Here is a 19,772-nt window from a genome sequence, read left to right as displayed (position 1 = left end):
CTGCGGGTGCGCATAGTCGAAAGTTCACGGATTCTGCGCAGCGCCCTGCCCCGGGATTGTGACAACCCTGACTGCGGCCAGGGGTTGTTCCCCGGTCGCGGGGCGGGCCGCCGGCCCCGCGCCAGCAGGATCGCGGCGGGCTTCCTAGAATGGCGGCGTGCCCCAGAACCCGCTCCCCCCCGCGCTCAATGCCGACCTGCACTGCCACTCCGTGGTGTCGGACGGCACGCTCACGCCGGAGGAGCTGGCCGCCCGCGCCGCCGCCAATGGCGTGCAGCTGTGGGCCCTGACGGACCATGACGAAGTGGGCGGCCAGCATCGCGCCGCCGCCGCGGCGCAGGCGCAGGGCCTGCGCTACCTGACGGGCGTGGAAATCTCGGTCACCTTCTGCGACCAGACCGTGCACATCGTCGGCCTGGGCTTCGACGCCGACGACGCCGAGATGACGCAGGGCCTGTACGACACGCGCGGCGGGCGCGGCAAGCGCGCCCAGGAAATGGCGGCCCAGCTGGCGCGCGTCGGCATCCATGGCGCCTACGAAGGCGCGCTGCAGTTCGTGGGCAACCCCGAGCTGATCTCGCGCACGCATTTCGCGCGCTTTCTGGTCGAGCGCGGCCACTGCCGCGACACCAGCGAGGTCTTTCGCAAGTACCTGACCGAGGGCAAGCCCGGCTACGTGCCGCACCGCTGGGCCTCGCTCAAGGACGCGGTGCACTGGATCCGCAATGCGGGCGGCCTGGCCGTGATCGCGCACCCGGGACGCTACCCGTTCAGCGCCAACGAGGAATACGCCCTGTTCACCGAGTTCAAGGGCCACGGCGGCGAGGGCGTGGAAGTGGTCACGGGCAGCCACACACCGGCCGAGTTCGTCGAGTACGCGGACAAGGCGCGCGAATACGGCCTGGCCGCCTCGCGCGGCAGCGACTTCCACAGCCCCGACGAAAGCCATTGCGACCTGGGCCGGCTGCCGCCCCTGCCGGCCGACCTGCAACCGGTGTGGGACCTGCTCGCGGACCGCGTCCGGTGACCCCGGCCCCGCACGGCGGCGCCGACGCCCCCACGCCGCCCGCCGCCGCACCCCCAAACCTCGCCACGCGCGATCGCGAATCGGAACGCATCCTGGCCGGCATCGGCCTGGTGGTGTTCGCGGTGGCCTGCTTTGCCGTGCTGGACACCGCCACCAAGGTCGCGGTGACGGCCGTGCCGGTGCTGATGGGCATCTGGTTCCGCTATGCCTTCCAGGCCGTCGCCACCACGGCCGTGCTGCTGCCGCGCCATGGCGCGTCGCTGCTGCGCACGGCCCATCCGCGCTACCAGGTGCTGCGCGGGGCGTTGCTGCTGAGCAGCAGCCTGTTCGCCTTCCTGAGCCTGCGCCACATGCCGATGGCGGAATTCACGGCCATCGTGCTGGTCACGCCGCTGGCCATCACCTTCATGGCCGCCACGGTGCTCAAGGAGCAGGTGTCGCCGCTGCGCTGGTCGCTGGTGGCCGGCGGCTTCGTGGGCACGATGGTCATCCTGCGCCCGGGCGGCGAAGCCTTCAGCTGGGCCATGTTCTTCCCGCTCGGCCTGGTGGCCAGCAACGCCTGGTTCCAGGTGCTCACCAGCAAGCTGGCGCAGACCGAGAACCCGCTGACCCTGCATTTCTACACCGGCTGGGTGGGCACCCTCATCGCCTCCGTCGCGCTGCCGCCGTTCTGGCAGGCGCTGCCGTCCTGGCACTGGTGGGCGCTGCTGTGCCTGATGGGCGCCATGGGCACCGTCGGCCATTTCATGCTGATCCTGGCCTACCAGCGCGCGCCCGCGTCCACGCTCACGCCCTATCTCTACGCCCAGATCGGCTTCGCCATGCTGGGCGGCTGGCTGGTCTTCGGCCACATGCCCGACCTGGCCTCGCTGGTGGGCATCGGCCTGATCGCGCTGTGCGGCGCCGCGGGCGCCTGGCTGACAGTGCGCGAGCGCCGCGTCCCCATCGAACCGGCCGAATCCTGAACCTAGACTTGCAGCCATGGCCCAGTATTTCGAAGTCCATCCCGACAACCCGCAGCCGCGCCTGCTCAAGCAGGCCGTGAGCCTGCTGCAGCGCGGCGAGGTGATTGCCGTGCCCACCGACTCCAGTTACGCCCTGGCCTGCCGCCTGGACGACAAGGACGCGGTCGATCACCTGCGCCGCATCCGCCAGGTGGACGAGAAGCACCACCTGACGCTGCTGTGCCGCGACCTGAGCGAGCTGGCCAACTATGCGCGCGTGGACAACCGTCAGTACCGGCTGCTCAAGGCCGCCACGCCGGGTGCCTACACCTTCCTGCTCGAAGCGACGAAGGAAGTGCCGCGCCGCGTGAGCCACCCGCAGCGCAAGACCATCGGCCTGCGCGTGCCCGCGCACCGCGCCCTGGAAGAACTGCTGGCGCTGCACGGCCAGCCGCTGCTGGCGACCACGCTGATCCCGCCCGGCGAAACCGAGCCGATGAACGACGCGCAGGACATCCGCGCGCGCTTCGAGAAGCAGATCGGCGCCGTGATCGATGCGGGCGCCTGCCCCTCGCAGCCGACCACGGTGGTCGATCTCACGCCCATGGGCGCGGGTGACGAGCCCCTGCTGGTGCGCGAAGGCCGCGGCCCGCTCGACGTGCTGGGCCTGGGTTGAAGACCAAAGTCCTCAACGCCGTGCAAAAGAGTGCCCGCTCACTGTCCGCCGGCGGCTACGGACCCGGGAATGGCACGCGGCTTGGTGGAGAATGCCGCGCGTGGACATTTCCAACCTGATACAGACCGTTCTCATCTACGCGCTGCCCGTCGTCTTCGCCATCACGGTGCACGAAGCCGCGCACGGTTACGTGGCACGGCACTTCGGCGACAACACCGCCTGGATGCTGGGGCGGCTCACCCTGAACCCCCTCAAGCACATCGATCCCATCGGCACCATCGCGATGCCGATCCTGCTGTATTTCGCTACCTCGGGCGCCTTCCTCTTCGGCTATGCCAAGCCCGTGCCGGTGGACACGCGGCGCTTCAAGCATCCCAGGCGCGACATGATGTGGGTGGCGCTGGCGGGGCCCGCGTCCAACTTCCTCCAGGCCCTTCTCTGGGCCCTGGTGCTCGTGCTGCTGAGCGTGCTGGGCGTGCAGGAGCGCTTCTTCCTCGCGATGGCGCAGGCCGGCATCCTGGTCAACCTCGTGATGTGGGCCTTCAACCTCTTCCCGCTGCCCCCGCTGGACGGCGGGCGCGTGCTGGCGGGCGTGCTGCCCAGCGGCCAGGCGCAGTACTGGCTGGCGCGCATCGAACCTTTCGGCTTCTTCATCGTGATGGGCCTCGTCATCGCGGGCATCGTCGGCAGCTACTGGCTTCGGCCCTTGATGGACATCGGCTACGCGGCCATCAACTTCCTGCTGTCTCCGCTGCTCGCGCTGCTGCGCTGAGCCACCGCCCTTTTTCATCTTCGCCATGAGCACTCCTTCCGTCACCCGCTTCCTCACCGGCATCACCACCACCGGTACCCCGCACCTGGGCAACTACGTGGGCTCGGTGCGCCATTCGGTGCGCTTCAGCCAGCGCGCCGACGTGCAGAGCTACTACTTCCTGGCCGACTACCACGCGCTCATCAAGTGCGACGAGCCGGCGCGCATCCAGCGCTCGACGCTGGAGATCGCCGCCACCTGGCTGGCCTGCGGGCTCGACCCCGAGCGCGTGACCTTCTACCGCCAGTCCGACATTCCCGAGATCCCGGAGCTGACCTGGTTCCTGAGCTGTGTGACGGGCAAGGGCGTGCTCAACCGTGCCCATGCCTACAAGGCCGCCATGGACCGCAATGCCGAGGCCGGCAACGACCCGGATGCCGACGTGACGGTGGGCCTGTTCATGTACCCGGCGCTGATGGCGGCCGACATCCTGATGTTCAACGCGCACAAGGTGCCGGTGGGCCGCGACCAGGTGCAGCACATCGAGATGGCGCGCGACATGGGCAACAGCTTCAACCACCTGTATGGCGAGCTGTTCACACTGCCCGAGGCCGAGATCGATGACGCGGTGGCGCTGCTGCCCGGCCTGGACGGGCGCAAGATGAGCAAGAGCTACGGCAACACCATCCCGCTGTTCACGCCGCGCGCACAGCTGCAGAAGGCCATCGCCGGCCTGGTGACCGATTCGCGCGCACCCGGCGAGCCCAAGGACACCGAAGGCTCGGCCCTGTTCCAGATCTACCAGGCCTTCGCCACGGCCGAGGAGACCGAGGCCATGCGCCGTGCCTTCGCCGAAGGCATCGCCTGGGGCGACGCCAAGCAGCGGCTGTTCGAGCGGATCGAACAGGAGATCGCGCCCCTGCGCGAACGCTATGACGCGCTGATGGCCGATCCGGCGCAGATCGAGCGCATCCTGCGCGCCGGCGCCGAGAAGGCGCGCGTCGAATCGCGGGCGCTGATGGCGCGCGCGCGCGAAGCCGTGGGCCTGCGCAACCTGGGCCAGCAACCGGCCGCCACCGGCGGCAAGGCCGCCAAGGCGGCAGCCAAGGCGGCGGGTCCCAGCTTCAAGCAGTACCGCGAGCGCGACGGCCAGTTCTATTTCAAGCTGCAGGACGGCCGCGGCGCGCTGCTGCTGCAGAGCCGGGGCTTTGCCTCGCCGCAGGAAGCCGGGCAGGCCATCGCCGCGTTGCAGAAGGCGCCAGCCCAGTCGCTGGACGCACTGGCCGGGCAGCTGGAGGCCATGGACGCCTCCGCGCGCCAGGCCGCGCTGGAGGCCCTGCTCACCCTGCAAGCCCAGGCCGATGCCTGACCCGAATCCCCTGCACAAGAAATCTCGACCGAGGAGCCCCCGTGAGCATTTACGTCATCGATGACCATCCCCTGATGCGCGACGCCATCGTGATGGTGCTGCGCCGCCTGCGCCCCGCAGAGAACATCGTCGAGCTGGACCGCCTGGAGCGGCTCACGAACAGCATCAAGCAGCACGGCACGCCCAAGCTGCTGTGCCTGGACCTCAAGCTGCCCGACACCACGGGCTGCTCGGGCGTGATCGCGGTCAAGCAGATGTACCCGGACGTGCCGGTGGCCGTGTACTCGGCCTCGCCCGCGGCGGACATGGAAGAGGCCTGCATCGAGGCGGGCGCCGACATCTACATCGAGAAGTCGGCCGGCTCCAGCGAGCTGGCCTCGGCCCTGCGCGGCCTGCTGCAGGCCGATGCCGAGGGCGAGGAACCCGAGCCGCCGGCCAATGCCGGCAAGCTGTCCAAGCGCCAGGCGCAGCTGATCGCCATGCTCGACCAGGGCCTGAGCAACCGCGAGATCGCGGGCCAGCTCGACATCAGCGAGCACACGGTGAAGGTGCACCTGTGGCGCCTATTCCGCCGCCTGGGGGTGAAGAGCCGCACGCAGGCGCTTCACCACGCGCGCAGCCACGGCCTGCTGTCGACCGGCGCGACCTGAGGAAGCGACGGACGCCCCTTCGGGGTGGCCGGCCGGGCCTCGGGCCGGCGGCAGGCCGCGCTGCTCAGCCGACCGCCCCTGCCCCGCTGGCGCGCGACTGCGCCTGCGCCTCCACCGCGTCATGCAGCGCCACGCGGAACACGCTGCCGCGGCCCAGCCGCGAACGCACGCTCACCGGGTGCCCCAGCGCATGTGACAGCCGCGCGACGATGGCCAGGCCCAGGCCGAAGCCGTCCGACGTGCCGGCATGGTCGGCCACCTTGTAGAACTCCAGGAACACGTCGCGCAGGTTCTCGCGCGCGATGCCGATGCCGGTGTCCCACACCTCCACGCGCAGGCCTTCGGCGGTCTGGCGCGCGCCCAGCAGGACGCCGCCCTCGTTGGTGTACTTGATGGCGTTGGACAGCAGGTTGCCGATCATGCGGCGCACCCGCACCGGGTCGGTCAGCACCGTGCCGGGCCGCACGTGCACCTTGAAGCGCAGGCCCTTGGCCTCGGCCACGGGGCGGTACTGCAGTTCCAGATCGTGCAGCAGCTGGGCCACTTCCACCCGCTCGATGTGCAGCCGCACCTGGCCGGAGTCGATGCGCGCGAGATCGAACAGCGAATCGAAGAGCGCGTTCACGGCATGCGTGGCGCGCACGATCTTGGGCGCGATCTCCTCCACCAGCTCGGGCTCGTTGCGCAGCCAGTCCGCATAGAGGGAGAGCGCCAGCACCGGCTGGCGCATGTCGTGCGCCGCGCTGGCCAGGAAGCGGTTCTTCATCGCCACGGCCGACACGGCGGCCTGCCGCTGCTGGGTCAGCGAGTTGATGAGGATGTGGTTGTGGAACAGCAGCTCGAAGCTGTTGCGCGCCGTCTCATGGATGCGCCGGCCCGCCCGCAGCAGCAGCCACCAGTGGAACAGCGGCAGCAGCAGGAAGCCGTGGTTGAAATGCAGCGTGAAGAGCCCGTACTCGAGCAGGCGCAGGGTGACGATCGCCAGCACCGTGACGAACAGGGTGTTGACGAAGCGCCGCAGCAGCGGCGGGTACAGCGCCAGGCTGTTGAGCGGGAAGGTGGCGGCTCCCGCCACGATCATCCAGCACAGGAACTGATGGGACTGCGGCGCACGCTCGAAGAACAGCGCCACCGCCAGGCCCCAGGTGAGCGCGCTGGCATTCCACAGGTAGCGGTGGCGGCGGATGAAGCGCTCCTGCGTGCGCGCGCTGCGGCCGGCATAGCGCGTGAGGTACACGCGCTCCATCCAGACGCGGGCGATCGTGGTCGCCGCACCGAAGACGAACCACAGCAGCAGTTGCCAGGCGGGCACATGGCCCCAGCACAGCACCACCATGGCGGGCATCAGCACCGCCGAGAAGATGTAGCCCCCGCGCGAGGCGCGCATCAGGCTGCGGATCAGCTCGCCGCGCACCCACGGCTCGGCTTCCTCCGCCGAGGCCGGCGCCGGCGCCAGGCTCGCAAAGGATGAATTTCCCAGCCCACCGATGGATGTGTCCCCTCTCATGGGCCGACATCCTAGCCAACTGGGAACCCCGGGCGCGCCCGATCAGAGGATGCGCCGCATGCGCCCCCGGCGTTCAAGGCCAGTGCGCGGCGTGCGGCGTGCACTCGCGCCCGCCCGCCGCGCGCCTGGCCTCACTGCAGCAGCGTGACGCCCGTCTTGGACTGCACTTCGTCGAAGCTCACGCCTTCGGCCAGCTCGACCACCTTCAGGCCCTGGGGCGTGACGTCGAACACGCCCAGGTCGGTGATGATGCGGTCGACCACGCCTACGCCCGTCAGCGGCAGCGTGCACTGGGGCAGGATCTTCAGGTCGGTGCTGCCGTCCTTCTTCCTGGCCACGTGCTCCATCAGCACGATCACGCGCTTGACGCCGGCCACCAGGTCCATGGCGCCGCCCATGCCCTTGACCATCTTGCCGGGAATCATCCAGTTGGCCAGGTCGCCCCTCTCGCTGACCTGCATGGCGCCCAGGATGGACAGGTTGATCTTGCCGCCGCGGATCATCGCGAAGCTCTGGTCGCTGCCGAAGATCGCGCTGCCCGGCAGCGTGGTGACGGTCTGCTTGCCGGCGTTGATCAGGTCGGCATCCACCTTGTCCTCGGTCGGGAAGGGGCCGATGCCCAGCATGCCGTTCTCGCTCTGCAGCCACACCTCCTTGTCGCCGGTGTGGTTGGCCACCAGCGTCGGAATGCCGATGCCGAGGTTCACATAGAAGCCGTCTTCCAGCTCCTGCGCCGCGCGTGCGGCCATCTGGTCTTGGGTCCAGGGCATGGAGGGCTCCTTACTTGGCTTGGTTCTTGACGGTGGCGGGCACTTCGGTGCCGGCGGCGGCCTGCGCGATCGCCGCCTGGGCCTCGACCTTGGCGGCCGCGGCATCCACAGGCTCCGCGGCACTCACGGTGCGCTTTTCGATGCGCTTCTCGGGATTCGCATTGAGCACGATGCGGTGCACGTAGATGCCCGGCAGGTGGATGTCGTCGGGGGCCAGCTCGCCCACCTCGACGATCTTCTCGACCTCGACGATGCAGACCTTGCCGGCCGTGGCTGCGGCCGGGTTGAAGTTGCGCGCCGTGAGGTTGAAGCGCAGGTTGCCCGACTTGTCGGCCACCGCCGCCTTGACCAGCGCCACGTCGGGCACCAGGGCGCGCTCCATCACGTAGGTCTCGCCGTCGAATTCGCGCAGTTCCTTGCCCTCGGCCACCTGCGTGCCCACGCCTGTCTTGGTGAAGAAGGCCGGGATGCCGGCGCCGCCGGCGCGCAGCTTCTCGGCCAGCGTGCCCTGCGGGGTGAACTCCAGCTCCAGTTCGCCCGCCAGGTACTGGCGTTCGAACTCCTTGTTCTCGCCCACGTAGCTGGCGATCATCTTCTTGATCTGGCGCGTCTCGAGCAGCTTGCCCAGGCCGAAGCCGTCGACGCCCGCGTTATTGGAAATGCAGGTCAGGTTCTTGACGCCGCTCTCCTTGAGCGCGTCGATCAGCGCCTCGGGGATGCCGCACAGGCCGAAGCCGCCGACGGCCAGCATCTGGTTGTCGGCGACGACGCCGGCCAGCGCCGACTTGGCGTCGGGATAGATCTTGTTCGCCATGGTTCCTCGCTTGGAAACGGTGGATGGAAAGGGACGGGGAAGCCTCAACGATACTACGTACGGACATACGTAGTACTACGTCATGAGCGGGCCCGATGGGCGCGACCCATCGGCCCGTTCCTCACCCTCTGCCGACCCGCCGCCGCGATGGAAAACCCTGCGAACTCCCCGATCGACTACCGCCTGGCCTTCGAACATGCGCCGGTGGGCATGGTGCTGTCGCGCCAGCGCGTGATGGTGGACTGCAACGCCTTCCTGTGCGAGATGTTCGGCACCACGCGCGAGCAGCTGATCGGCCAGTCCTTCGCGGTGCTCTACCCCAGCGTCGCCGAGTACGAACGCATCGGCCAGCGCATGATCCCCATCCTCAACACCCGGGGACGCTACGCCGACAACCGCATGATGCGGCGCCTGGGGGAACTGCACGGCGCACGCGCCGGCGAGACCTTCTGGTGCCACGTGACCGGCCGCGCGCTCAACCGCGAAGCCCCGCACGAGGCCGGCATCTGGACCTTCGAGGACCTGGGCGCGCGCCGCGCCGCCAAGGCCGAGCTCACCCCGCGCGAACGCGAGGTGGCCGCCCAGGTGATGCAGGGCCTGACCAGCAAGGAGATCGGCAAGCAGCTGGCCATCAGCCACCGCACCGTGGAGCTGCACCGTGCGCGGCTGATGCGCAAGTACGCGGCCGCGACCACGGCGGAGCTGGTGCAGAAGCTGATGGCCGGCTGACCACGGCGCACGCCGCTCCGCCGCATGGCACGGCCCTCAGGCCCGGTCGGACACGATCCTGTCGGCCACCTCGCGCGGTGCCTGCGCGTAGTGCTTGAACTCCATGCTGTAGGTCGCACGGCCCTGGCTCAGCGAGCGCAGCGTGGTCGAGTAGCCGAACATCTCCGCCAGCGGCACCTCGGCACGCACGAGCTTGCCGCCACCGCCCGGGATGTCCTCCATGCCCTGGACCATGCCGCGGCGCGACGACAGGTCGCCCATCACGTTGCCCATGAAGTCCTCGGGCGTCTCCACCTCCACGGCCATCATGGGCTCCAGCAGCACCGGCGTGGCGCGGCGCATGCCCTCGCGGAACGCCATGCTGCCGGCCATGCGGAACGCGTTCTCGTTGGAGTCCACGTCGTGGTAGGAGCCGAAGGTCAGCGTCACCTTGACGTCGACCACCGGGTAGCCCGCCAGCACGCCGGCCTTGAGCGCTTCCTGCACGCCCTTGTTCACCGCGGGGATGAACTCGCGCGGCACCACGCCGCCCTTGATGGCGTCCACGAACTCGTAGCCCTTGCCTTCCTCCTGCGGTTCCAGCTTGAGCACCACGTGCCCGTACTGGCCCTTGCCGCCGGACTGCTTGACGAACTTGCCTTCCACATCCTCCACGGTCTTGCGGATCGCCTCGCGGTAGGCCACCTGCGGCTTGCCCACGTTGGCGGCCACGTTGAACTCGCGCAGCATGCGGTCCACCAGGATCTCCAGGTGCAGCTCGCCCATGCCCGAGATGATGGTCTGGCCCGACTCCTCGTCGGTGCGCACGCGGAAGGACGGGTCCTCCTGCGCCAGGCGCGACAGCGCCACGCCCATCTTCTCCTGGTCGGCCTGGGTCTTGGGTTCCACGGCCTGCGAGATCACGGGCTCGGGGAAGACCATGCGCTCGAGCAGCACCACGTGCGCCGGGTCGCTCAGCGTGTCGCCGGTGGTCACCTCCTTGAGGCCCACGGCCGCGGCGATGTCGCCCGCGTAGACGGTGTCGATCTCCTGGCGCGTGTTGGCATGCATCTGCACGATGCGGCCCAGCCGCTCGCGCTTGCCCTTGACGGTGTTGTAGACCTGGTCGCCCGACTTCACCGTGCCCGAGTAGACGCGGAAGAACACCAACTGGCCCACGAAGGGGTCGGTCATGATCTTGAAGGCGAGCGCCGAGAACGGCTCGGCATCCGAGGGATGGCGCTCCACGGTCTTCTCATGGTCGTGTTCGTCGTGGCCCACGATCGCCGGGATGTCCAGCGGCGAGGGCAGGTAGTCGACGACCGCGTCCAGCATGGCCTGCACGCCCTTGTTCTTGAAGGCGCTGCCGGCCAGCATGGGCACGATCTCGCCGGCGATGGTGCGCTGGCGCAGGGCGGCCTTGATCTCCTCCTCGGTCAGGGCCTGGCCGTTGAGGTATTTGTCCAGCAGCGTCTCGTTGGCCTCGGCCGCGGCCTCGACCATCTTCTCGCGCCAGGTGTTGGCGAGCTCGGCCAGCTCGGCCGGGATGTCGGCATAGGAAAAGCGCACACCCTGGCTCGCATCGTCCCAGACGATGGCCTTCATCTTGACGAGGTCGACCACGCCCTGGAAGTGCTCTTCCGCACCCACCGGGATCTGGATGGGCACGGCGTTGCCCTTCAGGCGGTCGGCGATCTGCTTCTGCACGCGGAAGAAGTCCGCGCCCACGCGGTCCATCTTGTTGACGAAGGCCAGGCGTGGCACCTTGTACTTGTTGGCCTGGCGCCAGACGGTCTCGGACTGCGGCTGCACGCCGCCCACGGCGTCGTAGACCATCACGGCGCCGTCGAGGACGCGCATGCTGCGCTCGACCTCGATCGTGAAGTCCACGTGGCCGGGCGTGTCGATGATGTTGATGCGGTGCTCCACGCCCGTGCCAGCCATGCCCTTCCAGAAGGCGGTGGTGGCGGCCGAGGTGATGGTGATGCCGCGCTCCTGCTCCTGCTCCATCCAGTCCATGGTGGCGGCGCCGTCGTGCACCTCGCCGAGCTTGTGGTTCACGCCTGTGTAGAACAGGATGCGCTCGGTGGTCGTGGTCTTGCCGGCATCGATGTGGGCACTGATGCCGATGTTGCGGACGTTCTGGATCGGTGTTTTGCGGGACATGGTGAAAGCTCACTGCTGGAGAGCCGGCCCGCATGAAAAGGAAAGCGGCCGGCCCAAAGACAAGGGCGAGCCGCGCGCGCACGGCTCAGGGGTGGGTGAATGCGAGGGTGCGTGCGAGGGGGTACATCGGTATCTCCGCAAAAACAGAGGCGAGAGCTTAGACCAAAGGAGTTGGTGCTGCTTGCGGCCATTGCAAGAGGCTGACGCGGCCCTGTGTCATGCCGAGCGGCCGGCCCGGCCTGCCCCTGTCGCCGACGGGTGCGGCCAACGCCCGCCGAACGCCGTGCTCAGCCTGCGCGGCGAAAGGTCAGGTTGATGCGGCAGGCGCCCATGAACGGGTGCTCGCCCGGCGCCAGCGGCATCACGCCGTGGAAATGCAGCCGCGCCGGCCCGCCCCACACCACGACATCGCCATGCGCGAGTGGCACGCGGCGGGTGCGGTCGGCCCGCCGGGGGCCGCCCCAGAGAAAGACGGCCGGCAGGCCCAGCGAGACCGAGACGATCGGATCGCCGAAGCGCCGCTCGTCGCGGTCCTGGTGCAGCGTGAGCCGCGCCCCGGGCGCGTAGCGGTTGACGAGGCAGGCGTCGGGCGCGAAGCCCGCGAAGCCGGCGCGCTCGGCGGCGGCCCGTGCGAGCGTGCGGAAGCTGTCGGGCATGGCGGGCCAGGGCCGGTGGCTCAGCGGGTCGCGCGACGTGTAGCGGTAGCCGCTGCGGTCGCTGACCCAGCCCAGCGTGCCGCAATTCGTCATGGCCACGGACATGGTCTTGCCGCCCGGCGTGACGAGGTGGCGCAGGGGCGCGGCCGCGATCACATGCTCCAGGTCGCGCCGCAGCGCCGGCGCCTGCGGCAGGGCAAAGCCGCGCAGCACCGACGCTCCGGGCTCCAGCGCCAGCGGCGCGGCCGCCGCGGGGTCGGTGCCGGCGTCGAACAGGTCGGGGGTCGTCACAAGCTCACTCGGCGTCGTGGAAGATCAGACCCAGCGTGTGCCGGCGGCCGCGGCGCACGCGGCTCACGCCGTGGCGCAGGTTCACCCGGTACACGCCCCGCGCGCCCTGCACGGGCCGGTGGTGCACCGCGAACACGGCCGCATCGCCCTGCTGCAGCGGCAGCACCAGGGGCCGCGACTGCATGCGCGGGCGTTGTTCGGTCATGACGAACTCGCCGCCCTCGAAATCGCGCCCCGGAGCCGACAGCAGCACCACGGCCTGCAGCGGGAACACGTGCTCGCCGTACAGGTCCTGGTGCAGGCAGTTGTAATCGCCCTCGCCGTACTGCAGCAGCAGCGGTGTGGGGCGCTGCTGGCCGGCGGCGTGGCAGCGGGCGAGGAAGTCGTCGTGCGCGGGCGGAAAGCGCGCCTGCAGGCCCATCGCGGCCTGCCAGCGGTTGGCAATGGGCACCAGGCGCGGGTACAGCGCGGCGCGCAGCGCCGCCACGGCCGGCGGCAGCGGGTAGGCGAAGTACTGGTACTCGCCCTGGCCGAAGCCGTGCCGCGCCATCACCACGCGGCTGCGAAAGCGCTCGGGCTGCGCATAGAGCGCGGCGGCGGCCCGGCATTCGGCGGGCGACAGCAGGCCCGGCAGCACGGCTGCGCCCTCGGCGTCCAGCCGGGCCTCGGCGGCGTCCCAGTCCAGGGCCTGCACCCGGCGCAGGCACCTGTGCGCCACCGCCTCGGAAACGGCTGGCGTGTCGCGCGCGTTCATGGCTGCTGCTCGCGGGCAAGCAGGCTGCGCTTGCGCTCCACGCCCCAGCGGTAACCGGAGAGGGCGCCGTCGCGCCGCACCACGCGGTGGCAGGGAATGGCCACCGCCAGCGGGTTGGCGCCGCAGGCCTGTGCCACGGCACGCGTGGCCGTCGGCGCACCGATGCGCTTGGCGATCTCGGCATAGCTCGCCGTCTCGCCGGGCGGGATGGCGCGCAGCGCCTGCCACACGCGCTGCTGGAAGGCCGTGCCGCGCACGTCCAGCGGCAGGTCCAGGCCCTGGCGTGGCGCCTCCACCAGGCCCACCACCTGCGCGACCAGGCGTTCGAAGTCGGGGTCGCCACCGATCAGGCGTGCGTGGGGAAAGCGGTCCTGCAACTCGGCGGCCAGCGCCTCGGGGTCGTCGCCCAGCGCGATGGCGCACACGCCGCGATCGCTGCGTGCGACCAGGATCGCGCCGAGCGAGCACTGCCCGATGGCGAAGCGGATGTCGGTGTCGGCGCCGCCGGCGCGCCAGGCCGTGGGCGTCATGCCCAGCACGTCGCCGGCGCGCTCGTAGAAGCGGCTGGCCGCGCCATAGCCGGCGTCGTAGATCGCGTCGGTCACGCGGGCGCCGGGCCGGCCGAGCGCCTCGCGCAGGCGCTGGGCGCGGCGGGCCGCGGCCCAGGCGCGCGGGGTGAGGCCGGTCACGGCCTTGAAGGTGCGGTGCAGGTGCGAGGGGCTCAGCCCGGCCTGCGCGGCCAGGGCATCGAGGTTCGGCAGTTCATCGGCAGCCTCGAGGGTGCGGCACAGATCGGCCACCAGCGCGGCCTGGCGCTGCGCCCGCGGCGGCTGGTCGGGCCGGCAGCGCCGGCAGGGGCGAAAGCCCGCGTGCTCGGCTTCGGCGCAGGAGGCGTGGAAGGCGACGTTCTCGGGCCGCGCCGGCCGCGCGCCGCAGGAGGGGCGGCAGTACACGCCCGTGGTGCGCACAGAATAGACGAAGCGGCCGTCGGCCGCGGCGTCGCGCGCCTGCACGGCGGCCCAGCGCGGGTCGGCGACGACGGCGGCGGCGCGCAGGGCGCGGGCTTCGGTGCGGGTGCTCATGTTCATGGGGTCCTTCCTTTCGTGAAGCGATGGAAGGACTTTAGGAAGCCAGGGCCAGCGGCGCACTCCGTGTCTTGCTTTTGAATTCGGCACCGTACCCGGGCCTGCGCCCGCATGCAAGCCGCTAAGCGCCCCGGCGGCCGCCACTCCGCCCCTTGCGCTGCGCCAGCGCATCGGCGCGCTGGCGGCGCAGCTCGGCCTCGGCGCGCTGCCCGTCCACCAGCCATTGCGAGAACTGCTTGACGGTCTCGAGCGTGATGCGGCCGATGACGCCGCCGCGGAAGTCGGTGATCAGCGCCTCGGCGGCCTTTTGCAGATCGATGCGGCCGCCGCTGATCAAGGCGCCGCGCTTGCGGCCGATGGCCTCGAGGATGTCCTCGTCGTTGCGGGTGCACAGCGCGGACTGCGCCGTGTCGGCCGCCAGGCCGTAGCGTGCGCGCAACGCTTCGGTGTACTGCCCCTTGAGGTAGGCCAGCAGTTCCAGCGCCACTTCCACGTCGTCGTACGCATTGCGCCCCACGGCGCCGCTGATCGCCAGCCGGTAGCCGCTCTCGGGCACGATGATCTTGGGCCACAGCATGCCCGGCGTGTCGTAGAGGTAGAAATCGTCGGCCAGCAGGATGCGCTGCTCCTGCTTGGTCACGCCGGCCTCGTCGGCCGCCTTGGCCTGGCGCTTGAGGCTCAGCGTGTTGATCAGCGTGGACTTGCCCACGTTGGGGATGCCGCAGATCAGTACCCGCATGGGCTTGGCCAGCCCGCCGCGCCCTGGCGCCAGCCGGTGGCAGGCGTCGATGATGGCCTGGCGCTGCGCCGGCGGCGTCTGGCTGGCGTCCAGCGCGATGGCGCCGGTCGACGCCTGCGCCGCGTAGTGGGCCAGCCATTCGGTCGTGCGGGCGGGATCGGCCAGGTCCTGCTTGTTGAGGATCTTCAGCCGCGGCTTGGCCGCCGTCATGCCGGCCAGGGCGGGGTTGGCGCTGGAGCCCGGCAGGCGCGCGTCCAGCAGTTCGATCACCACGTCGGTGCTCTTCATGCGCTCCGCAATGGCCTTGCGGGTGGCGTTCATGTGACCGGGGAACCATTGAATCGTCATGAGGGCGGGTGCGCGGCAAAGGGGCCGATTGTCGGCGCTGGCAAGCCGCGTGCCGCAGATGCGCGCTGGCCCTGCAGGAAGGCCGTCCGGGCCCCCTGGCCCTGGCTGGATGTCCCACTTGCACAGGCAGCCCTTCACAGGCCGGTCCAGGTCCTCGCCAGCCCCGGGCAGCGAGGGCAAGGCCACTGGCAGCGCCGGAGCCAGCGGCCGCTGCCGCCGCTCCTTCGCCCGACCCCGCCGCTTCGCGACCCCACGCGGCCCTCTTTCACAGGGCCGGCGCAAGGGTTTGCAAATGCGATGGATTCGTATTTATACTGAGAGCTTCACTCACAGCCAGCCAACTGCTGTCCGCCATGATCGTTTGCGTCTGCCGCCGGGTCTCTGATCGCGAAATCGCACGGCATGCGCGCGCGGGCATGACTTTCGACGAAGTTCAACTCGAACTCGGCGTGGCCACCCAGTGTGGCCGCTGCGAAAGCTGCGCGCGCGACGTGGTGGCCCAATGCAGTGCATCGAACCCGGTCGCGGCCCTTCACCGCGAACATGATTCCCGGACGATCCAGCTTGCCAATGCCATCACGGAGAGCAACGCATGGAGATCATCTCGGCAGTTGCCGGCAGCCTGATCCTGGTCGCAGGTTCTGCATGGTGGATTTTTCGTAAGTAACTGAGCAACCCTCAGCGGCTTGCTGCAACGCCGGCGCGTGCCAGCTGCGCCCCGGCATGACTTTGGTGGAACGTGTCTAGCCGCTTCTCCTCCCCCCCCAGCGGCCCGCTGGGCCTGTCGCGCACGACCGTCATCGCTGGCGGCGTCATCCTCTTTCACGTGGCCGCGCTGTGGGCCCTGCAGTCCGGCCTGATCCGCCGCGCGGCCGAAACCGTGATCCCGGTGGAGATCATGGCGCAGATCATCGCGCCGCCCAAGCCGGCGCCCCGCCGCCCCTCCCCGGCGCCGCCGCCCCGCCCCCAAGAAGGAAGTGGTCAAGCCCCCGCCCAAGCCGCGCGCCATCCGCGAGCCCGTGCCCACCCGGCGCCCAATGCGCCCGTGGGGCAGGTGGAGCCGCCGCCGCCCGCCCCGCCGGTCGTGGTGGAAACACCGCCCGCGCCCCCGCCCCACCGGCCCCACCGCCCGCGCCCCCGGCACCGCCCGCGCCGGCCCTGATCGAGGTCACGCAGGGCCAGACCCAGTACGTGCGCGAGCCGCGCATCGTCTACCCCGCCATGAGCCGCCGCCTGGGCGAGACCGGCACGGTCATCATCGACGTGTACTACGACGCGCAGGGCATGCCCAAGCGCGCCGAGATCTCCAAGTCCAGCGGCTACGACCGCCTGGACCAGGCCGCGCGCACCGCCGCGCTGGGCTCGCAGGTCACGCCCTTTCGCCTGGGCGGCAACGCCCAGACGGTCTACCGCCTGCGTGCGCCCTTCAATTTCGTCCTGAACTGATCCGATTTCTTTGCTGGAGTATTTATGGATTCGCAATTCGGCCTGATGCACGTGTGGACCCAGGGTGACTGGGTCATCCGCGGAGTGGCCCTCATCCTGCTGGGCATGTCCCTGGTGTCCTGGATCGTCATCCTGGTCAAGGCCTTCGACATCATGCGCTACAAGCGCCACGTGCGCCGCTCGGGCGATTTCTGGCACAGCGAGGACTTCGCCACCGGCCTGAACAAGCTCGGCGGGGACGATTCCAACCCCTTCCGCGTGCTGGCGCTGGAAGGCCGCGAAGCCACCGCCCACCACCGCAACACCAAGGCGCACCTGCACGACACGCTGGACGTGAGCGACTGGATCACGCGCAGCCTGCGCAATGCCATCGACGAGTTCACGGCGCGCCTGCAAAGCGGCCTGGCCGTGCTGGCGTCGGTCGGCTCCACCGCGCCCTTCATCGGCCTGTTCGGCACCGTCTGGGGCATCTACCACGCGCTGATGGCCATCGGCTCGGCCGGCAACGCCACCATCGACAAGGTGGCCGGCCCCATCGGCGAGGCGCTGATCATGACCGCGCTGGGCCTGGCGGTGGCCATCCCCGCGGTGCTGGGCTACAACGCGCTGGTGCGCGGCAACAAGTTCGTGCTGGGCAAGCTCAACAGCTTCGCCCACGACCTGCACGCCTACTTCGTCACCGGCGCGCGCGTGCAAGGTGGCAGCGACGCCACCGTTGTGGCGCTGAAGAAGGGCTGAAGCCATGGCTTTCGGATCCATGGGCAACGAGGGCGGCGATGACGTGATGAGCGAGATCAACATGATCCCGCTGATCGACGTGATGCTGGTGCTGCTGATCGTGTTCATCATCACCATTCCGGTGATGAAGCACGCCGTGAACATCGACCTGCCGCGCGCCACCAACGAGCAGGAACAGACGCCGCCGCAGACCATCCAGTTCAGCGTGGCGGCCGACGGCAGCTACTGGTGGAACAACGAGAAGATCGAGGACGCGCAACTGCCCGCCCTGCTGCAGGCCGAGGCGGCCAAGGAGCCGCAGCCCGAGCTGCACATCCGCGGCGACAAGGCGGTGCGCTACGAGCGCGTGGCCCAGGCCATGGCCGCCGCGCAATCGGCCGGCGTGCGAAAGATCGGGTTCATCACCGAACCGGATACCCCCTAGCGGCCGCCGGCGCCGCGGTGATAGAAAAAAACTTCATCGCGGCGATTGACTTGGTGTTGCGAATCATTATCATTCGCTCATCGATTTCGAAAGGAACCTACCGATGCAAGCGATGCCCAATGCCTTCCAAGTCCTGAGCCACCCCTCGCTGGACCAGGGCGGTGGCGGCACCGCCAGCCCCGCTGCCCAGCCGGCGCATCTGGTCCAAAGCACCGAACTGCTCCAGGGCCAGAAGACGATCGGGATCCTGCACAACGGATCGCTCTATCGCCTCCAGGCCACCAAACTCGGCAAACTGATCCTGACCAAATAACTCCAAATTCCTCCGGATCAGCGCCTTTCACGAACCTTGCAAGTTTCATCGTGGGGCGACTCGAGGAGAGCACCTCTCCAAGGGTCGTTTTTGGCTAGCCAACGCTTCTGCCCCAGCCAAGCCCTTTTTTCCACGCTGAACCCTCTCCTGCATGCAGCCGGCCCCAGGGCCGGCTGTTTTGTTTGGGGCGCGCCCCGCCCGCCAGAATGAAAAAAGGCCTGCCGCACTTCGCGCAGCAGGCCGCTTGGGGGCGCCGAAAGCCGCTTACAGGCCCAGGGCCGCAATGCCCGCCTTGGCGATCTGCGCGTCTTCGTTCGACTTCACGCCGCTCACGCCCACGGCGCCGATCACTGCGCCGTCCTTGACGATCGGCACGCCACCCTCGAGCATGCCCTTGACCAGCGGCGCCGTCAGGAAAGCCGTCCGGCCGCCATTGATGACGTCCTCGTAGCCCTTGGTTTCGCGGCGGCCGACCGCCGCGGTGTGCGCCTTGGCCGGTGCGATGTGCGAGGAAATGGCCGGCGCGCCGTCCAGGCGCTGGAACCACAGCAGGTGGCCTGCGTCGTCGGTGATCGCGATGCTCACGGCCCATTGGTTCTTCAGGGCCTCGGCTTCCGCGGCAGCGGCGATTTTCTTGACGTCGTCGAGTTCGAGGTAATGCTTCGTTTTCATGGGCTCGCCCAGGTTGCAAAGCGCACAAGGATAGCGCGCGGGCGCCACTTGTTTCGGTTCAAGCTGTATTCACCCCGGCCGGCGCAAAAGCAGGAAGGCCGGCGCCGAAAGGGACTTCGCACTTTAGGAATTGCGCCCGTGCGCACTTGACGCGCTTCTACAATCCCGTCAACTGCATTCACGCAGCACTCAAGGAGCTTTGGATCATGAACGATCGCGTCACCACCTTCGACACGCCGGCCGGTTACGGCCAGACGTTGACCCAGGCAGAACGCCATCGCGTCCTGCGCAACACCTACTGGCTGCTGGCCCTGAGCATGATTCCCACGGTGCTGGGCGCCTGGATCGGCGTGGCCACCGGCATCACGCGCTCGCTGAGCGGCGGCCTGGGCCTGGTCGTGTTCCTGGGCGGCGCCTTCGCCTTCATGTTCGCGATCAACAAGACCAAGGACTCGGCGGCCGGCGTGCCGGTGCTGCTGGCCTTCACCTTCTTCATGGGCCTGATGCTCTCGCGCATCATCGCCATGGTGCTGGGGTTCAGGAACGGCTCCGAGCTGGTCATGACGGCTTTCGGCGGCACGGCCGCGGTCTTCTTCGTCATGGCCTCGCTGGCCACGGTGATCAAGCGCGACCTGTCGGGCATGGGCAAGTTCCTGTTCGTGGGCGTGCTGGTGCTCTTCTTCGGCGCCATCATCAACGTCTTCGTGGGCTCGACGGCCGGCATGCTGGCGATCTCGGTGGCCGCCATCGGCATCTTCTCCGCCTACATGCTGTACGACATCAAGCAGATCCTGGACGGCGGCGAGACCAACTACATCAGCGCCACCCTGGCCCTGTACCTGGACATCTACAACGTGTTCCAGAGCCTGCTGGCCCTGCTGGGCATCTTCGGCGGAGAGCGCGACTGATTTTCGGTGCATCGCT

23 protein-coding genes are annotated in these 19,772 nt (G+C 69.2%); 14 read left to right on the top strand and 9 right to left on the bottom strand.

The genetic code is table 11. The annotated features are described in order from the left end of the window. The first annotated feature begins 157 nt into the window (after window positions 1–157). From LG388_RS19575 to LG388_RS19550, 6 genes are all read left to right on the top strand, one after another. A complete protein-coding gene (locus LG388_RS19575) occupies window positions 158–1,027 on the top strand; it encodes a 3',5'-nucleoside bisphosphate phosphatase (protein WP_225784346.1) in 870 nt (289 codons plus the stop codon). An 89-nt stretch (window positions 1,028–1,116) separates the two neighbouring features. Further along, window positions 1,117–1,992: a DMT family transporter gene (locus LG388_RS19570; RefSeq protein WP_225784438.1), complete on the top strand. Its 876-nt coding sequence runs from the start codon at window positions 1,117–1,119 to the stop codon at window positions 1,990–1,992. A 16-nt stretch (window positions 1,993–2,008) separates the two neighbouring features. After that, window positions 2,009–2,647 (top strand): L-threonylcarbamoyladenylate synthase, encoded by a 639-nt coding sequence (locus LG388_RS19565; protein ID WP_225784345.1) that lies wholly within the window; start codon window positions 2,009–2,011, stop codon window positions 2,645–2,647. 100 nt (window positions 2,648–2,747) lie between these two features. Then, on the top strand, window positions 2,748–3,419 hold the full coding sequence (locus tag LG388_RS19560; RefSeq protein ID WP_225784344.1) for a site-2 protease family protein: 672 nt from the start codon (window positions 2,748–2,750) through the stop codon (window positions 3,417–3,419). A 25-nt stretch (window positions 3,420–3,444) separates the two neighbouring features. Beyond that, window positions 3,445–4,767: a tryptophan--tRNA ligase gene (locus LG388_RS19555; protein ID WP_225784343.1), complete on the top strand. Its 1,323-nt coding sequence runs from the start codon at window positions 3,445–3,447 to the stop codon at window positions 4,765–4,767. 41 nt (window positions 4,768–4,808) lie between these two features. Beyond that, window positions 4,809–5,417, top strand: a complete 609-nt coding sequence (locus tag LG388_RS19550; protein WP_225784342.1) for a response regulator transcription factor — start codon at window positions 4,809–4,811, stop codon at window positions 5,415–5,417. A gap of 64 nt (window positions 5,418–5,481) precedes the next feature. On the opposite strand, the gene LG388_RS19545 is transcribed toward LG388_RS19550, so the two are convergent. From LG388_RS19545 to LG388_RS19535, 3 genes are all read right to left on the bottom strand, one after another. Next, complete coding sequence (locus tag LG388_RS19545) at window positions 5,482–6,924, bottom strand: HAMP domain-containing sensor histidine kinase (protein ID WP_225784341.1); 1,443 nt, start codon at window positions 6,922–6,924, stop codon at window positions 5,482–5,484. A 131-nt stretch (window positions 6,925–7,055) separates the two neighbouring features. Next, on the bottom strand, window positions 7,056–7,694 hold the full coding sequence (locus tag LG388_RS19540; protein WP_225784340.1) for a 3-oxoacid CoA-transferase subunit B: 639 nt from the start codon (window positions 7,692–7,694) through the stop codon (window positions 7,056–7,058). A gap of 10 nt (window positions 7,695–7,704) precedes the next feature. Continuing rightward, a complete protein-coding gene (locus tag LG388_RS19535) occupies window positions 7,705–8,508 on the bottom strand; it encodes a CoA transferase subunit A (protein ID WP_225784339.1) in 804 nt (267 codons plus the stop codon). 147 nt (window positions 8,509–8,655) lie between these two features. Here LG388_RS19535 and LG388_RS19530 point away from each other — a divergent pair, with 147 nt between their 5' ends. Beyond that, window positions 8,656–9,237 carry a LuxR C-terminal-related transcriptional regulator gene (locus LG388_RS19530; RefSeq protein WP_225784338.1) on the top strand — a complete coding sequence of 194 codons (582 nt, stop codon included), beginning with the start codon at window positions 8,656–8,658 and terminating at the stop codon, window positions 9,235–9,237. A 36-nt stretch (window positions 9,238–9,273) separates the two neighbouring features. Here the strand turns inward: LG388_RS19530 and fusA are convergent, their stop codons facing one another. The 5 genes from fusA to ylqF all read right to left on the bottom strand — a co-directional run bounded on the left by fusA (window position 9,274) and on the right by ylqF (window position 15,255). Continuing rightward, window positions 9,274–11,382 (bottom strand): elongation factor G, encoded by a 2,109-nt coding sequence (gene fusA, locus LG388_RS19525; RefSeq protein WP_225784337.1) that lies wholly within the window; start codon window positions 11,380–11,382, stop codon window positions 9,274–9,276. Between the two features lie 287 nt (window positions 11,383–11,669). Continuing rightward, window positions 11,670–12,329: a DNA oxidative demethylase AlkB gene (gene alkB, locus LG388_RS19520; RefSeq protein WP_370630203.1), complete on the bottom strand. Its 660-nt coding sequence runs from the start codon at window positions 12,327–12,329 to the stop codon at window positions 11,670–11,672. Window positions 12,330–12,333: 4 nt separating this feature from the next. Then, window positions 12,334–13,083 carry a 2OG-Fe(II) oxygenase gene (locus LG388_RS19515; protein WP_225784336.1) on the bottom strand — a complete coding sequence of 250 codons (750 nt, stop codon included), beginning with the start codon at window positions 13,081–13,083 and terminating at the stop codon, window positions 12,334–12,336. Beyond that, complete coding sequence (gene ada / locus LG388_RS19510) at window positions 13,080–14,165, bottom strand: bifunctional DNA-binding transcriptional regulator/O6-methylguanine-DNA methyltransferase Ada (RefSeq protein ID WP_370630214.1); 1,086 nt, start codon at window positions 14,163–14,165, stop codon at window positions 13,080–13,082. Before ada ends, LG388_RS19515 begins: the two co-directional genes overlap by 4 nt. A gap of 124 nt (window positions 14,166–14,289) precedes the next feature. Beyond that, window positions 14,290–15,255: a ribosome biogenesis GTPase YlqF gene (gene ylqF / locus LG388_RS19505; RefSeq protein ID WP_225784334.1), complete on the bottom strand. Its 966-nt coding sequence runs from the start codon at window positions 15,253–15,255 to the stop codon at window positions 14,290–14,292. 353 nt (window positions 15,256–15,608) lie between these two features. On the opposite strand from ylqF, the gene LG388_RS19500 reads away from it, so the two are divergent. The 6 genes from LG388_RS19500 to hemP all read left to right on the top strand — a co-directional run bounded on the left by LG388_RS19500 (window position 15,609) and on the right by hemP (window position 18,176). Next, window positions 15,609–15,881 carry a bacterioferritin-associated ferredoxin gene (locus tag LG388_RS19500; RefSeq protein ID WP_225784333.1) on the top strand — a complete coding sequence of 91 codons (273 nt, stop codon included), beginning with the start codon at window positions 15,609–15,611 and terminating at the stop codon, window positions 15,879–15,881. A gap of 113 nt (window positions 15,882–15,994) precedes the next feature. Next, the gene (locus LG388_RS19495; RefSeq protein WP_225784332.1) at window positions 15,995–16,417 is read left to right on the top strand and encodes a hypothetical protein; all 423 of its coding nucleotides are present in this window, start codon (window positions 15,995–15,997) and stop codon (window positions 16,415–16,417) included. Window positions 16,418–16,446: 29 nt separating this feature from the next. After that, a complete protein-coding gene (locus LG388_RS19490; RefSeq protein ID WP_225784331.1) occupies window positions 16,447–16,701 on the top strand; it encodes an energy transducer TonB in 255 nt (84 codons plus the stop codon). A gap of 24 nt (window positions 16,702–16,725) precedes the next feature. Beyond that, window positions 16,726–17,439 carry a MotA/TolQ/ExbB proton channel family protein gene (locus tag LG388_RS19485; RefSeq protein WP_225784330.1) on the top strand — a complete coding sequence of 238 codons (714 nt, stop codon included), beginning with the start codon at window positions 16,726–16,728 and terminating at the stop codon, window positions 17,437–17,439. Between the two features lie 4 nt (window positions 17,440–17,443). Further along, a complete protein-coding gene (locus tag LG388_RS19480) occupies window positions 17,444–17,863 on the top strand; it encodes a biopolymer transporter ExbD (protein ID WP_225784329.1) in 420 nt (139 codons plus the stop codon). A gap of 103 nt (window positions 17,864–17,966) precedes the next feature. Beyond that, entirely contained in the window at window positions 17,967–18,176 is a 210-nt protein-coding gene (hemP, locus tag LG388_RS19475) for a hemin uptake protein HemP (protein WP_225784328.1), read from the top strand. 264 nt (window positions 18,177–18,440) lie between these two features. On the opposite strand, the gene LG388_RS19470 is transcribed toward hemP, so the two are convergent. Beyond that, on the bottom strand, window positions 18,441–18,848 hold the full coding sequence (locus LG388_RS19470; protein ID WP_225784327.1) for a heme-binding protein: 408 nt from the start codon (window positions 18,846–18,848) through the stop codon (window positions 18,441–18,443). Between the two features lie 206 nt (window positions 18,849–19,054). Between LG388_RS19470 and LG388_RS19465 the strand changes: the two genes are divergently transcribed. Then, window positions 19,055–19,756, top strand: coding sequence for a Bax inhibitor-1/YccA family protein (locus tag LG388_RS19465; protein WP_225784326.1), 702 nt, complete (start codon window positions 19,055–19,057; stop codon window positions 19,754–19,756). Window positions 19,757–19,772 lie beyond the last annotated feature (16 nt).

The sequence above is a fragment of the Xenophilus sp. Marseille-Q4582 genome (assembly GCF_916700565.1).
Lineage (GTDB): Bacteria > Pseudomonadota > Gammaproteobacteria > Burkholderiales > Burkholderiaceae_C > Xenophilus.
Note: the sequence above shows the minus strand (reverse complement) of the source record. Positions and strands in the feature narration are given on the sequence as shown.